Here is a 14,438-nt window from a genome sequence, read left to right as displayed (position 1 = left end):
AAACCACAAGAATCTTAAACTGAACACCATAATTGACACTCATTTTATTAAGAGTACCATAAACGATTCCTACCAGCAAAAGACCAAAAATAGTGATCAAGACAGCATCCATATAAGCTAATATACAGTTCCCAAGCTATACTAGTTTACCAAAAAAGCATATGAAATAAAATGTTTAGTTTCTATATTAAGGAAAATATTAATTTCTCATTAATATTTGTATGCAAAAAAAGAAAGCTTAGAGCTAAAATATCAAGCTCGGCTCCAAACTTTCTTCCTATTTAGTCTTCAATAACTAAGCCTAATCCTGCTGCAATCGTGATTGCTTGTTCTTGCGTGACTGTCAATCCTCGAAGTAACTCTTGGGAAAAGGCAATTCTTTCAAAAGTATTCTTAGTCAGATCAAGACCAGCTAATTTCGTATGAAACCAATTACTTCCAGTTAATGGACAGCTATCAAACAAAAGATTATTCCAAGTGATCTCAACGAATTCAGTATCATTCAAGCTCGTTTGTTGAAATTGAACGACTTTTTGATTCGTGGCACTAAAAGAAACATAATCAGCTAAACAATCTTCAAAAAAACAATCTCGCAAATAACTCTCAGCAAAATTTGTTCCTGTTAACTTACATTGACGAAAATGAACTTGGTGAAAACTAGCTCCGATCCACTCAGTATTGGAAAGGTCACAATGATCAAAAATTACATTACTACATTCAAAACGTTCAAGATGATTCCGATTCATCGTTATTTTTTCAAAGCGGCATTCTCTAAAAACTAAATTGCGTACATCCTGATAACTAAGATCTTGATCTTTCAATGCTAAGCCTTCAATAATGAGCTCATCATCTAAAGAAATAAAATCAGTTTCAGTTAGTTTAGGCAGTAAAGGGGCGACGGGCTTTTTGATTTTCATAAATAAAACCTCCAAATGATTATAGTAGAGTGGATCGTATTATTCTGTTTCTTTATCTAAATTTTCATCTAATTGATACGCGCGATTATAAAATTTTAAACAAGTCGTTAATACAAATGCACCTAAAAGCCCTAAAAGACTGCCCAAAACGATTCCAATCAAACGATAATTCAGCAAACTCACTAAATATTGATGACGGGCTAGATTTGCTAATAACAAAGACATTGGCGTTGTAAAAAAATTTGCGATCGCATAATTTCGTCTAATAAAAAATTCTACAGTTAAAAAGAAAAAGCAAATCAGAAAAATGGTTTCTAAAGAAGTAAATGAAATACTCAACAAAAGAGCTGCGATCAACAAACCGATCATCGTACCTAAAATCCTCTGAATATTACGATGCATGACTGCTCGTAAATTATCACCTTGTAACACAGCGGCACATGAAACAATCATCCAATAAGTATTGGTCAAATGCAACGATTGACTGATATAAGTTGCTAAAAATAAAATAGCAGCATAATGCAGAGCATCAAGAAGTGCGGCAGGATCCGTGTATAACCGCTCTTGTAAAGAAATTTTCTTTTCAGGCTCGACAGACTCTCCTTCAACAAAATACAAGATAACAGCTACAACAAGAGAGGTCAAAACCCCTAATAAAACATAACTCATCATGATTGGGACTTTCTCTAAAGGAATCTTAGTTCCACTGCCCATCGCGGTTACCATGACAATAAAAAAAGCCCCTGGCTTAGCGATTCTGTATAACCTAAAAATAATTCTGGCCAAAAATGCGATCAAAGCAATTGCGATGGGGATAACCCAAGGGATATGAGTACTAAGAACCCCTACTAGATTTCCCAAAAGTAAAAATCCACCAATAGCACTTAAACGGATCAACAACTCTTTCAAAGGGAGTGATTGATAATAAAGGAAAGTAAAAATTCCGAGTGAGCCAAAACTGCCAATCAGTAAATTATTTGAAAAGTAACCAATGAATAATGGCACTGCCATACAAATGCCTGCACCAATCAAGCGAAAAGGTGCTTTTTGAGGTTTATGAAACGTAGTTAGTTCTTTGAAAAAAGATGAATGTTGCATCTCATCACTCCTTATTAATGTTGTGAAATATGAAAATATTTTTTAAAACCATTGGTGCTGAACAGTACTATTGAACAAAAATGGCTTGCTCCTACTATAGTATGTTTCTTCCAATACTAATCTAACATACTTTTTTATAAGAAGACAATCGCTTTTTTTACTAATTTGGCTTCACGGGTCAGCCTTTCGAAAAAAGAGAAAAACTGATCATGGCTAAACGAGCGTGTTCAACCTTTTAATACTGTTTCTAAGAAATCACTTCTAATGAAGATACAATTTAATGATGTGAGTATTAAAAAAAAATAAGATTATTCTTGATTTTTTAATTTAAAAATTGTAAACTATACCTCAGTACAGTAAATAATTATTAAATTCTGATTTTTCAGAAAATACTTAGGGTAATTTTAGGGAGGAAAAAAGAATGAAGTTAAAGAAGTCATTTGCTTTTGGATTCATCACTTTATTTAGTTTAACATTAGCAGCATGTGGTAATGGTGGCGCAAAAACAGACGATTCAGGCAGCTCAAAAGCAGCTGATGGAAAACCAAGCGGAGAGCAAGTATTCCGTGTCAATGTTTTACAAGAAATGCCAAGTGCTGATTTATCAGTAGCGACAGACGTTATCAGCTTTACTGCTTTAAACAATGTATATGAAGGAATCTATCGTTTGAATTTAGATAATAAACCAGAACCTGCTGGATCTGCTGAAAAAGCGGAAGTCAGTGATGATGGCATTACTTATAAAATCAAATTAAACGAAAAATCTAAATGGTCAGACGGAAAACCCGTAAAAGCAGAAGACTATGTCTACGGATGGCAACGTACAGTTGATCCAGCGACAGCTTCAGAATATGCCTACCTTTACGAATCTGTTAAAAATGGTGCAGATATCGCAGCAGGTAAGAAAGACAAATCTGAACTTGGAATCAAAGCGACAGGTGATTATGAATTAGAAATCACTTTAGAAAAAGCAACGCCTTATTTTGATTACCTATTAGCCTTCCCATCATTCTTCCCACAAAGAAAAGATATCGTGGAGAAATATGGTAAAGATTACGCAGCAAATAGTGATAATGCAGTATATAATGGTCCATTTGTCTTAGACGGCTTTGATGGAGCAGGAACTGATACTGAATGGTCATATAAGAAAAATAAAGATTATTGGGATGCAGATACTGTCAAATTGGATGAAGTAAAAACGAATGTTGTGAAAGAAGCACCAACTTCATATAACTTATTCCAAGATGGACAAGCTGATGATGTCACATTAACAGGCGAATTAGCACAACAAGCGGCTAATGACCCAGCACTTGTGATCCAAAAAGAAGCATCAACTCAATATATGGAATTAAATCAAATCGACGAAAATTCACCATATAGAAATGAAAACTTAAGAAAAGCTATTTCTTATTCAATCGACCGTAAATCTTTAGTTGAACAAATCCTAGGTGATGGCTCAGTGGAACCTAAAGGATTAGTGCCAGCAGATATGTCTAAATCTCCAGATGGAAAAGAAGACTTCACAGAAGCAGCTGAAGACAAAATTACTTACGATAAAGAGAAAGCAAAAGAACATTGGGAAAAAGCGAAGAAAGAATTGGGTATTAAAACATTAGATATCGACATCTTATCTTCTGATGCTGATTCATCTAAGAAAACAGTAGAATATATCCAAGGTGCGATCCAAGATGCTTTAGAAGGAACAAAAGTAACAGTAAGTCCAGTACCATTTGCTGTTCGTTTAGACCGTTCTAACAAAGGTGACTTTAAAGCCGTTATTGGTGGTTGGGGAGCTGACTACGTAGATCCAAGTAGTTTCTTAGATTTATTCCAAACGGGTGTCCCATATAACCGTGGACACTACAGCAACCCTGAATACGATAAAGCATTGAAAGCCGCTTCAACGACAAATGCCAATGATCCTGAAAAACGTTGGGATAACTTAGTTGATGCAGAGAAAATAATCATGGGCGACATGGGTGTGATTCCTCTTTATCAAAAAGCTGAAGCTCACTTACGTGCTGAAAAAGTTAAAGATGTTGGTTTCCATCCAGCAGGTGCACAATACGATTACAAATGGACTTATATTTCAGAATAGTCTGAAATAGTTTCCAATAGCAAAAAGGACCTTTGCCCTCTTTGAATAAAAAGGCAACGGTCCTCTTGCTATCTGTGCTCATAAAAAGTAAAATAATAAAGAAACAATAGAGACGATCAGTAAAATACCTCCAGTTTCAAGCCAGTAAAGCTGATGTGCTTTGCCAATCTCTGAAAATGGGATAAATTCTTTTGGTTCATTTTTCTTTCTAAAACGAAAATGCATTTTCATAAAACGTTGGAAATTATCAAAAAATCCAGAGGACATGATCCACATGGCTAAACCGATAATCAGAAAGAACAATGAAACGATGAAGAAGGTATCAGATACAGAACGGATAGTTAGTGCCTGTTTTATCACTAGGTAAGTAAAAATACCGATGCTTGAGACCGCTGAGGTAATCAAGGGCCATTTTAAATTTTTCATGTGCTCATCCTTACTTAATTTTCTATCCTTACTTTATCGAAAAAAACTGATGAAGTCAAAATAATCTCGGAGGTGTCATTCTTGAACAGTTTTGGAAAATATTTTCTTAAACGGGTCTTCTTTATGATCATCACATTGTGGTTGATCGCAACGATTACGTTTTTCTTAATGCAATTATTACCAGGTACTCCTTATACCAACCAAGAAAAACTTAGTCCAGAAACAATTGCTATGTTGAACAAACAATCAGGTTTAGACAAACCAGTAATCGTTCAATATGGAATTTACTTAAAAAACCTTCTAGTTGGTGATTTTGGGATTTCATTCCAATTTAAAAACCAACCAGTAGCAAAACTTTTGGCAGGCCGTATCGGACCGTCAGTACAATTAGGAGCGCAAGCAATCGTCTTTGGTACGCTAGTAGGGATTTTACTAGGAATTATTGCAGCGATGCGCCAAAATACATGGGTAGATACATTAGCAACTTTAATGGCAATCTTAGGGCGTTCGATTCCTAACTTTGTTTTTGCGGTATTACTGCAATATATCTTTGCCATGAAATTAAAAGTGTTGCCAATCGCAATGTGGAATGGGTTTGCTTATACGATTTTACCAACGATTGCGTTAGCAATGAGTCCAATGGCCGATTCCGCCAGGTTTATACGAACCGAGATGGTCGAAGTTTTACATAGTGATTATGTAGAGTTAGCTCGTGCAAAAGGCTTGAGCCGCTGGCAAGTTGCCGTGAGACATGGACTTAGAAATAGTTTGATTCCTTTGATCACATTACTCGGTCCATTAGCTGTTGGTTTGATGACAGGGTCTTTAGTTGTTGAAAATATTTTTGCTATTCCAGGTATTGGGGAGCAGTTCGTGAAATCAATCATGACCAATGACTATCCAACAATTATGGCTGTAACGATTCTATATTCTGCTTTACTAGTATTCGTAATCTTGATCGTTGATTTACTTTATGGATTGATTGATCCAAGAATTCGTGTTTCAGGAGGTGCCAAAGGTTAATGGAAATAGTAGACTTGAACAATGTCCCAGAAAAAATCAAAGAAATACCAGCAAATGAATTCCAGCCTTTGGATACATCAACAACAAAGGAACGTGAACGAATTGCAACGCCGTCACTAAGCTTTTTACAAGATTCTTGGCGTCGTTTGAAAAAGAATAAAGCTGCTGTGATTTCCTTGATCCTTTTAGGAATCATCATCTTTATTTCAATTATAACAATTTGGGTTTCACCACATGACCCAACCCAGCAAAATGTTGCGTATATCAACTTACCACCGCGTATTCCATTTCTAGATAGTATCAATGGATTTAACGGTACAGCTAATGTTGCTGGTAAAATGGTAGACAAGTACGCACAAGCTAATGTTCCTGATAATGTGAATTTCTACCTTGGAACTGATGGGTTAGGCCGTGATGTATTGAGCCGTTTATTCATGGGAACTCGTATCTCATTATTGATCGCATTTATCGCAGCGTTACTTGATATTACAATCGGTGTAACGTACGGTTTGATTTCAGGATTATTAGGTGGACGTGTCGATACAGTGATGCAACGTGTTTTAGAAGTTCTTTCAGGAATTCCTAACCTTGTTGTGATGATCTTGATGCTGACTGTTTTTGATCCAGGTATTTTATCAATCGTTTTAGCAATGGTGATTACCAACTGGATTTCAATGGCCAGAATCGTTCGAGCTCAGACTTTGAAACTAAAAGATCAAGAGTTCGTTTTAGCTGCCCAAACATTAGGTGAATCTCGTTTGAAGATTGCCTTAAAACATATTTTGCCGAATATCTCAAGTGTGATCATCGTTCAAATGATGTTCAGTATCCCGTCGGCAATTTTCTTCGAAGCGTTTCTAAGTTTCATCGGTTTAGGATTAAGACCGCCGACCGCTTCACTTGGAACATTATTAAATGAAGGATATAAAACGTTCCGTTTCCTTCCATATTTGATGTGGATTCCTGCCGTAACTTTGTCAGTCGTAATGATTTGTTTCAACTTGTTAGCTGACGGACTACGTGATGCCTTCGATCCTAAGATGAAAGAGTAGAGTGAATGACTATGGAAAAAGTATTAGAAGTAAAAGACTTACAGATTTCTTTTGATACGTTTGCTGGAAAAGTAAATGCTATTCGCGGCGTTAGCTTTGATTTGTTCAAAGGGGAAACTCTAGCGATCGTAGGAGAGTCTGGTAGTGGTAAATCAGTAACTACTAGAAGTATCATGCGATTATTGAGCAGCAATGCAAACATCGACAATGGAGAAATTCTGTTTAAAGGTGAAGATATCGTACACAAGACGGAAAAACAAATGCAAACCATTCGTGGGAAAGAAATTGCAATGATTTTCCAAGATCCAATGACTTCATTGGACCCAACAATGCCAATCGGCAAACAAGTAGCTGAATCGTTGATCAAACACAATAAAGTGTCGAAAAAAGAAGGTTTGGATCAAGCTTTAGAACTATTGAAATTAGTAGGAATTCCAAACGCTGAAAAACGTTTGAAAAACTATCCTCACCAATTTTCAGGTGGACAACGTCAACGAATCGTTATCGCGATCGCTTTGATTTGTTATCCGGAAGTTCTAATTGCAGATGAGCCGACAACTGCCTTAGATGTAACGATCCAAGCACAAATCTTAGAACTATTAAAAGACTTACAACAAAAAATCAGCACATCAATCATTTTTATCACCCATGATTTAGGGGTGGTAGCAAACGTGGCTGATCGTGTAGCAGTTATGTATGGCGGACGTTTAGTGGAAGTGGGAACATCAGAAGAGATTTTCTACAATCCGCAACATCCATATACGTGGGGCTTACTAGGCTCAATGCCGACTATGGAAGGAACCGAAGACAAGCTATATGCGATTCCTGGTTCACCTCCTGATTTGTTAGACCCGCCAAAAGGAGATGCTTTCTATCCGCGTAATGAGTTTGCGATGAAGATCGATGCAGAAGAAGCACCACCTTATTTTGAAGTATCACCAACTCATAAAGCTGCAACGTGGTTATTAGCACCACAAGCACCAAAAATCACCCCTCCAGCTGAAATTGTAAGACGTTGGGCGATTTATGCTGAGCGCCATAATACAACTGCAGGAGGCGTTAAATAATGAGTGAAAAAAGAAAAGTACTTTTAGATGTTAAAGGACTAAAACAATATTTTAACGTGGGACGCCCTGACGAAGTTAGAGCTGTTGACGACATCAGTTTCCATATCTACGAAGGTGAAACGTTCGGATTGGTTGGAGAATCTGGTAGTGGTAAATCAACAACCGGACGTAGTGTGATTCGCTTATACGATCCGACTGCTGGGGAAATCGTTTTTAACGGTGACGACATCAGTAAAATTCGTTCAAAATCAGGAATGCAGGCATTCCGTCGTGAAGTTCAAATGATCTTCCAAGATCCTTATGCTTCACTAAATCCAAGAATGAAAGTCAACGATATCATTGCTGAAGGAATCGACATTAATCACTTGGCAAAAGATGCTGCTGAACGTGAAGCTAAAGTTAACGAATTATTAAAAGTCGTTGGACTTGATCCGAGCCACGGCACACGTTATCCACATGAATTTTCAGGTGGTCAACGCCAACGTATCGGGATTGCGAGAGCTTTAGCTGTTGATCCGCGCTTCATCATCTGTGATGAGCCGATTTCAGCTTTGGACGTATCGATTCAAGCTCAAGTTGTCAATTTATTACAGGACTTACAAAAAGATGCTGGTTTGACTTATTTGTTTATTGCCCATGATTTATCAATGGTAAAACATATCAGTGACCGTATCGGTGTTATGCATAGTGGTAGATTATTGGAAATGGGTTCAAGTGATGATGTGTATAACTTTGGTGTGCATCCGTATACTGAAAGCTTACTATCAGCTATTCCATTACCTGATCCAGATTATGAACGTACACGTAAACGTATTGTTTATAAACCACAACCAGAAGATAACAAAGAACGTAAACTAAGAGAAATCACGCCAGAACATTATGTTTATTGTTCTGAAGATGAAGTTGATGTTTATCGTAAAAAAATTGAAGAGAAAAAAGCCAGAGCGAATCACGAATAGTCGTTTTGCAAAAGAAAGACTAGCTAAGAAAAGAACTATTTTTCTTAGCTAGAATTTTTAAACCTAAGATGAATGAATCTTTTTTCTTTGTGATATAATCATTTTAGAAAAGCTTCGTGAGCTAAGCGGTTCATTCAGCTTTTTATTGGTAGGGTGGTATTCTAATGAAGGTATTAAAGGCGTATAAATACAGACTTTACCCTACTTTACTGCAAGAAGAATTCATAAAAAAAACGTTCTCTTGTGTTCGACTTGTGCATAATCTTTTATTACAGGAAAGAACTCAACTTTATAAGGAACTGAAAAATAATCCTGATTTAAAAGTGAAGTTGCCAACACCGGCTCAATATAAAAAAGAGCATCCTTGTTTAAAGGAAGTGGATAGTTTAGCATTATCAAATGCGCAGGTTTACTTGGACCGTGCTTTCAAAAAATTTCATAGAGAAAAATCGGTGGGTTTTCCTAAGTTAAAACAAAAGAAAAACGCTGTCACATCTTACACAACGAATAATCAAAATGGGACAATTAAAATTATTGACGAAAAATATTTAAAAGTACCTAAACTGAAATCGTTGATTAAAATGAAATTGCATCGTCCGGTAATAGGGAAAATAAAGTCAGCAACAATTTCTTTGACCCCGAGTAATAAGTATTTTGTTTCGATTCTTTGTGAAGAGGAGATTCCTAAAGTTGAAAAGACATATTCAGCAATCGGGATAACATTAGGAGCTTCGGAATTTGCTGTATTATCAAATGGTAAACGTGTCGATAATGATAAATTTACAAAAGAATTTGAGCAGCGAATCACTAGAGAGGAAAGAAAGTTAACACGACGAAAAGAAATTGCTAAATCAAAAAACACAGAATTGTCACAGCAAAAAAATTATCAGAAGCAAAAACTGAAAGTTGCAAAAATGCGGGAAAAGTTAATGAATCAACGAATCGATTTTCTGAATAAAATCACCACAGAAATTGTTAGAAAATATGATTTGATTTGTATAGAAGATATTCATCAAGCAGACTTTTTCAGAAATTCCAAATTGCATCGAGGGGTTTCAGATGTTTCTTGGGCACTATTTGTATCAAAACTTGAATATAAAGCAGCATGGTATAAGAAAAGATTGATCAAGGTTTCAGCATGTGGGAAATGTTCGGAACATTCAGATAATAGTTTGGTGAGCCAAATATTCACTCAAGATATCAATGAGAAAAAAGGGCAGCATGATCCTGAGACTGCTGCTAGTATTCAAGTCTTGATACAAGGATTGAGAGATACAAAAGCCAATTAAAAAATGAAGAACTGTAGGGACTACAGGGATAGCCTAGGGTATATAAGATAGATATAGCGTTTAGTCGATCATTTATCTTTTTCTAGGAAATTTCTAGTTAAATAGAAATAGTTCACTAATTATTAGTTGATGAAAAATAAAAAGTCGAACTTTATTCTACTCGTTTAAACAAGAAATTGTTTACACAAACTAGAATAAAGTTTTTTGTTCTATGGACTAAAAAGTATAGTACAATAATAGTAAGTGAAGATAGGAAAAAGAGGGAAGTCATGAACAACTACAAAGCACTTGTTTTCTTTGATTTGGATGGGACATTATTAGATGCTGATTCTAAAATACCTATAGAAAATCATCAAGCGATTGCACAATTAAAGAAAAATGATATCTTACCGCTGATCGCAAGTGGCCGTTCTCCAGAGGAAATCAAACAAATCACCAAAGGCGCGTCAATTGATTCATATGTAAGTTTAAATGGCCAGTTTAATGTCGTTGAAAATGAAGTTGTCTCAAAACATGCAATACCCCTGAAACAGATTCAAGAATTGATGGCGCTTTCTGAATCGTTAGGTCATTCCTTGGCATGTTATACTGAAGCCGAATATGCTGCTTGTTATTCGACTGAGAGTATGGAAAAATTATATCAATTAGATCATGCACCATTGCCGCAAATTTCGGCAGATTTCCACAAGAAATATGAGATCTATATGATTTATCTTTTTTCAGAGGATGAAGGAAAAGATTTAGTATATCGAGAAAAATTTGCTGAGACATTTACCTTTTTTAGAGACAGTCCATATTCACTGGCAGTTGTGCTGAATGGTCAGTCAAAAAAAGCCGGAATCCAAGAAGTAATTAAAACATTAGGATTGGCTCATGTACCAACCTATGCATTTGGTGATGGAAATAATGATTTAGGAATGTTTGAAGCAGTAGATACGGCAATTGCAATGGATAATGCTTCAGCGCATGTAAAAAGTCATGCTGATTATATTACAAAGTCTCATCTGGAGGATGGCATTCGTTTTGGATTAAAACATTTTGAGTTACTAGACTGAAAGGAAGTAGAAAAATGACAGTAAAAATGATTGCAGTAGACATGGATGGAACGTTTTTGAACAGTCAACAAGATTACGACCGAGAAAAATTTAGTCAGTTATATCAGGTAATGAAGCAACAAGGAAATCGTTTTGTTATAGCCAGCGGGAATCAATACTATCAACTTAAATCTTTTTTTCCTGAAATTGAAGGAGAATTATCATTTGTAGCAGAAAACGGAGCGTATGTTGTTAGTGAAGGTGAAGAAATATTCACAGGTGAAATCGATTCTGAAATCATTCAAGAGGTACTGACTATTTTAGCCGAGTTCAAACAAGGACATACGATTCTTTGTGGGAAAAACAGCGCTTATGTTACGGAAGATGAGCCGGATTCTTTTATTGAACACGGTCAGAAATATTACCATCGATTAAAAAAAGTTCCTAATTTGTTTGACGTAAAAGACGATACTTTGTTCAAGTTTGCTTTGAGTTTTCCTGTTGAACAAGTTTCAGAAGTACTTGTTCAGCTGCATGAAGCATTAGGAGATAAGGTTATTCCGGTTTCTAGTGGGCATGGTGATATTGATTTGATCATTCCAGGAATCCATAAAGCGCATGGCTTGATGAAGCTACAAGAGTTGTGGGGAATAAAAAATCATGAAGTGGCAGCTTTTGGTGACAGCGGTAATGATCTAGAAATGTTGAAACATGCGGGATATAGCTACGTCATGAGTAACGGACAACCGAGGGTAAAAGTAGCGGCTAAAGAAATTATTTTATCCAATGATGAAAATGGTGTACTTCTTAAAATAGAAGAACTACTTGGAAATTAAAGAATAACGTTTGAGACAGAAAACCGATTTTTTAAAATCATGGGTTTCTGTCTCAATTAGAAAAAAGCATTGACAAGCTTTTGTAAATATCGTATACTATTAAAGTTGAGAAATGAAAGCAGAAGCACCCGCTTCTCGCCTTAGCTGACAGTGTCACTGGGCTGGATATAGGATTCTTTATATCATTTGATATGAGTCCGAATCATCGCGGGATCTGTATACAGAGCCTGTTTTTTATTGTATTTTTTACGATAGCAGACTTTTGGAAAAAGAGTTTCAGCATTGATTTTCTCTTAATAAACTTGGAGGTGAATGACCATAGCAAAGGATATGATGGTGAACGACGGCATTCGTGCACACGAGTTACGTTTGATCGGACAAGATGGCGAACAATTAGGTGTAAAAACAAAAGTGGAAGCATTACAAATTGCTGAAACAGCCAACCTAGATTTAGTTCTAGTAGCACCTACTGCGAAACCGCCTGTTGCGCGAATTATGGATTACGGGAAATTCCGTTTCGAAACGCAAAAGAAAGAGCGTGAAGCTCGTAAGAAACAAAAAGTGATCAACGTAAAAGAAGTACGTTTAAGTCCAACAATTGATTTAAATGACTTCAATACAAAACTTCGTAATGCACGTAAATTCTTAGAAAAAGGCGATAAAGTGAAAGCTTCGATCCGTTTCAAAGGCCGTGCCATTACCCACAAAGAAATTGGTCAGAAAGTTCTTGATCGCTTAGCGGAAGAAACTGCAGATATTGCTACAGTGGAACAAAAAGCGAAAATGGACGGACGCAGCATGTTCCTAACGCTGGCACCGAAGAATGAAAATTAAGCTAATAAGCTGATAACTAGTTAATGAAAATTTTTGAGGATGCTAGTTCAACTTTTTCAACTAATTTAGTTGAACGGTATGCGAAATGAAAATGTAGGAGGAAAATTAGTCATGCCAAAACAAAAAACACACCGCGGATCAGCAAAACGTTTCAAACGTACTGGTAACGGCGGGTTAAAAAGATTCCGTGCGTTTACAAGTCACCGTTTCCACGGTAAAACAAAAAAACAACGTCGTCAATTGCGTAAAGCAGGAATGGTTTCATCAGGCGATTTCAAACGTATTCGTCAACAATTAGCAAGAATGAAGTAAAAAAGCTTTTAGGATGATTTCCTGAAGCGTTTAGTAACAAAGCTTGCTGAATTTGAGAATGAAATAATTCATGCAATAACTTAGCAATTAAAATAACTCATAGAGATAACAGATATTTAGGAGGAATTAACCATGGCACGTGTTAAAGGTGGCGTAGTAAGCCGTAAACGTCGTAAAAAGATCCTTAATTTAGCGAAAGGCTATTACGGATCAAAACATACTTTATTTAAAACAGCAAAAGAACAAGTAATGAAATCTTATAGTTATGCATACAGAGATCGTCGTCAAAAGAAACGTGATTTCCGTAAATTATGGATCGCTCGTATCAATGCAGCGGCTCGTATGAATGGCTTGAGCTATTCTAAATTAATGCACGGTTTGAAATTGGCAGAGATTGATATCAACCGCAAAATGTTAGCTGAATTAGCTGTTAACGATGCAGCAGCATTTACTGCATTAGCTGACCAAGCTAAAGGCGCTTTAGCTAAATAATGACTGAATGGAAATGTCCTTTTCGTATGAAAGGGACATTTTTTTTGTTTTAAAAAAATTATGAAGAGGCTTATAGTAATGGTTGTTATTTTTGCTATTTGGTTATCATTTGAAGTGGAAAAAACTGAATGCCCTAAAGTTTGCTTCCGATATCAAAGGATACGCTTATAATGAAGGCAAACAGCTAGCTAAAAAATCTTAGCCTCAACAGTTACTTTCAAGGCTATTTTACTATATAACTTTAGTCTGATAAGATAAAAGGGATATATACATTTTATTTTATAAAAAGGAGAGTAATGGGATGGAGTATGTTAAAAAGTTTTTTGTTTTAGTTGGTTTATTTTTAGTAAGTCAGGTTGGTACGACTGCATTTTCGGTTGTAAAAATTATTTCTCAAGGTATGGGAGAAACAAATTTATCATTGTTTGTATCGATTTTATTGATCCTGTTGGTTATCGGGAACATTTGGTTGCTGATATTTCTAGGAAAAAAACTAGGATTCTTAAACTTAAAATGGGATTTTTTCACTAAACGAAATGTGGGGATTATTCTAGGCGGTTATATTTTAGCAAGAGTGATTGCGATTGGAGGAACCCTTTTATTAAATACTCAAGGATCAGAAAGTACAGCAAATGATGCTGTGATTCAAACGATATTTACAGGAGAAAATCCTTTCTTGATTATCTTGTTGATTGGAATTTCAGCACCCATTATGGAGGAAATTGTGTTTAGAGGTGGTATTATCGGTTATTGGTTAGAAAAATTTCCGATAGTTGCCATTGCGCTTAGCTCGATTTCATTTGGGCTGATTCATGGTCCTACCAATTTAATTAGTTTTTTGATTTATGGTTTGATGGGCTTGATTTTTTCAATGGCTTATTATAAAACGAAACGTTTAGAAGTTAGTATGTCGATTCACTTTTTAAATAATATTTTAGCAGCTATCGTGCTTGCTTTTGGGATGATGTAGTGAGATAAGAATAAAGAAAAAAACGAGAAAT

Annotated in this window: 15 protein-coding genes; 12 read left to right on the top strand and 3 right to left on the bottom strand. The window is 35.9% G+C overall.

The window, feature by feature from the left end; genetic code table 11:
* Positions 1 to 281 precede the first annotated feature (281 nt).
* Complete coding sequence (locus IGL98_RS14040; protein ID WP_206841839.1) at positions 282 to 917, bottom strand: pentapeptide repeat-containing protein; 636 nt, start codon at positions 915 to 917, stop codon at positions 282 to 284.
* Between the two features lie 39 nt (positions 918 to 956).
* The gene (locus IGL98_RS14035) at positions 957 to 2,015 is read right to left on the bottom strand and encodes an FUSC family protein (protein WP_206911654.1); all 1,059 of its coding nucleotides are present in this window, start codon (positions 2,013 to 2,015) and stop codon (positions 957 to 959) included.
* A gap of 421 nt (positions 2,016 to 2,436) precedes the next feature.
* Between IGL98_RS14035 and IGL98_RS14030 the strand changes: the two genes are divergently transcribed.
* Positions 2,437 to 4,113, top strand: a complete 1,677-nt coding sequence (locus IGL98_RS14030) for a peptide ABC transporter substrate-binding protein (RefSeq protein WP_206841843.1) — start codon at positions 2,437 to 2,439, stop codon at positions 4,111 to 4,113.
* Positions 4,114 to 4,191: 78 nt separating this feature from the next.
* Here the strand turns inward: IGL98_RS14030 and IGL98_RS14025 are convergent, their stop codons facing one another.
* Positions 4,192 to 4,539, bottom strand: coding sequence for a DUF3899 domain-containing protein (locus IGL98_RS14025; RefSeq protein ID WP_069646332.1), 348 nt, complete (start codon positions 4,537 to 4,539; stop codon positions 4,192 to 4,194).
* A gap of 81 nt (positions 4,540 to 4,620) precedes the next feature.
* Here IGL98_RS14025 and opp1B point away from each other — a divergent pair, with 81 nt between their 5' ends.
* The 11 genes from opp1B (at position 4,621) to IGL98_RS13970 (ending at position 14,407) form a co-directional block, all read left to right on the top strand.
* Positions 4,621 to 5,562 carry an oligopeptide ABC transporter permease Opp1B gene (opp1B, locus tag IGL98_RS14020; RefSeq protein WP_069646331.1) on the top strand — a complete coding sequence of 314 codons (942 nt, stop codon included), beginning with the start codon at positions 4,621 to 4,623 and terminating at the stop codon, positions 5,560 to 5,562.
* Complete coding sequence (opp3C, locus tag IGL98_RS14015) at positions 5,562 to 6,614, top strand: oligopeptide ABC transporter permease (RefSeq protein ID WP_206841845.1); 1,053 nt, start codon at positions 5,562 to 5,564, stop codon at positions 6,612 to 6,614. Before opp1B ends, opp3C begins: the two co-directional genes overlap by 1 nt.
* Positions 6,615 to 6,619: 5 nt before the next feature.
* Positions 6,620 to 7,681: an oligopeptide ABC transporter ATP-binding protein Opp1D gene (gene opp1D, locus IGL98_RS14010; RefSeq protein WP_206911653.1), complete on the top strand. Its 1,062-nt coding sequence runs from the start codon at positions 6,620 to 6,622 to the stop codon at positions 7,679 to 7,681.
* A complete protein-coding gene (locus IGL98_RS14005; protein WP_069646329.1) occupies positions 7,681 to 8,640 on the top strand; it encodes an ABC transporter ATP-binding protein in 960 nt (319 codons plus the stop codon). The genes opp1D and IGL98_RS14005 overlap by 1 nt, the downstream gene beginning before the upstream one ends.
* A gap of 164 nt (positions 8,641 to 8,804) precedes the next feature.
* Positions 8,805 to 9,929 (top strand): RNA-guided endonuclease TnpB family protein, encoded by a 1,125-nt coding sequence (locus IGL98_RS14000; protein WP_206841851.1) that lies wholly within the window; start codon positions 8,805 to 8,807, stop codon positions 9,927 to 9,929.
* 269 nt (positions 9,930 to 10,198) lie between these two features.
* Complete coding sequence (locus IGL98_RS13995; protein ID WP_206841854.1) at positions 10,199 to 10,984, top strand: Cof-type HAD-IIB family hydrolase; 786 nt, start codon at positions 10,199 to 10,201, stop codon at positions 10,982 to 10,984.
* Positions 10,985 to 10,998: 14 nt separating this feature from the next.
* Complete coding sequence (locus tag IGL98_RS13990) at positions 10,999 to 11,799, top strand: Cof-type HAD-IIB family hydrolase (protein ID WP_206841856.1); 801 nt, start codon at positions 10,999 to 11,001, stop codon at positions 11,797 to 11,799.
* 312 nt (positions 11,800 to 12,111) lie between these two features.
* The gene (gene infC, locus IGL98_RS13985) at positions 12,112 to 12,633 is read left to right on the top strand and encodes a translation initiation factor IF-3 (protein ID WP_206841859.1); all 522 of its coding nucleotides are present in this window, start codon (positions 12,112 to 12,114) and stop codon (positions 12,631 to 12,633) included.
* 111 nt (positions 12,634 to 12,744) lie between these two features.
* Complete coding sequence (gene rpmI / locus IGL98_RS13980; protein ID WP_010762697.1) at positions 12,745 to 12,945, top strand: 50S ribosomal protein L35; 201 nt, start codon at positions 12,745 to 12,747, stop codon at positions 12,943 to 12,945.
* Positions 12,946 to 13,077: 132 nt separating this feature from the next.
* Complete coding sequence (gene rplT, locus IGL98_RS13975) at positions 13,078 to 13,437, top strand: 50S ribosomal protein L20 (protein ID WP_206911652.1); 360 nt, start codon at positions 13,078 to 13,080, stop codon at positions 13,435 to 13,437.
* A gap of 301 nt (positions 13,438 to 13,738) precedes the next feature.
* Positions 13,739 to 14,407 (top strand): CPBP family intramembrane glutamic endopeptidase, encoded by a 669-nt coding sequence (locus IGL98_RS13970; RefSeq protein ID WP_206841865.1) that lies wholly within the window; start codon positions 13,739 to 13,741, stop codon positions 14,405 to 14,407.
* Positions 14,408 to 14,438 lie beyond the last annotated feature (31 nt).

Source organism: Enterococcus sp. DIV0840, from assembly GCF_050527835.1.
GTDB lineage: Bacteria > Bacillota > Bacilli > Lactobacillales > Enterococcaceae > Enterococcus_L > Enterococcus_L ureasiticus.
Note: the sequence above shows the minus strand (reverse complement) of the source record. Positions and strands in the feature narration are given on the sequence as shown.

Excerpts from the sequence above, each read along its gene's own strand:
- IGL98_RS14040 (WP_206841839.1), bottom strand. The coding sequence starts at position 917 with ATGAAAATCAAAAAGCCCGTCGCCCCTTTACTGCCTAAACTAACTGAA.
- IGL98_RS14035 (WP_206911654.1), bottom strand. The coding sequence starts at position 2,015 with ATGCAACATTCATCTTTTTTCAAAGAACTAACTACGTTTCATAAACCT.
- IGL98_RS14030 (WP_206841843.1), top strand. The coding sequence starts at position 2,437 with ATGAAGTTAAAGAAGTCATTTGCTTTTGGATTCATCACTTTATTTAGT.
- IGL98_RS14025 (WP_069646332.1), bottom strand. The coding sequence starts at position 4,539 with ATGAAAAATTTAAAATGGCCCTTGATTACCTCAGCGGTCTCAAGCATC.
- opp3C (WP_206841845.1), top strand. The coding sequence starts at position 5,562 with ATGGAAATAGTAGACTTGAACAATGTCCCAGAAAAAATCAAAGAAATA.
- opp1D (WP_206911653.1), top strand. The coding sequence starts at position 6,620 with ATGACTATGGAAAAAGTATTAGAAGTAAAAGACTTACAGATTTCTTTT.
- IGL98_RS14005 (WP_069646329.1), top strand. The coding sequence starts at position 7,681 with ATGAGTGAAAAAAGAAAAGTACTTTTAGATGTTAAAGGACTAAAACAA.
- IGL98_RS14000 (WP_206841851.1), top strand. The coding sequence starts at position 8,805 with ATGAAGGTATTAAAGGCGTATAAATACAGACTTTACCCTACTTTACTG.
- IGL98_RS13995 (WP_206841854.1), top strand. The coding sequence starts at position 10,199 with ATGAACAACTACAAAGCACTTGTTTTCTTTGATTTGGATGGGACATTA.
- IGL98_RS13990 (WP_206841856.1), top strand. The coding sequence starts at position 10,999 with ATGACAGTAAAAATGATTGCAGTAGACATGGATGGAACGTTTTTGAAC.
- infC (WP_206841859.1), top strand. The coding sequence starts at position 12,112 with ATGACCATAGCAAAGGATATGATGGTGAACGACGGCATTCGTGCACAC.
- rpmI (WP_010762697.1), top strand. The coding sequence starts at position 12,745 with ATGCCAAAACAAAAAACACACCGCGGATCAGCAAAACGTTTCAAACGT.
- rplT (WP_206911652.1), top strand. The coding sequence starts at position 13,078 with ATGGCACGTGTTAAAGGTGGCGTAGTAAGCCGTAAACGTCGTAAAAAG.
- IGL98_RS13970 (WP_206841865.1), top strand. The coding sequence starts at position 13,739 with ATGGAGTATGTTAAAAAGTTTTTTGTTTTAGTTGGTTTATTTTTAGTA.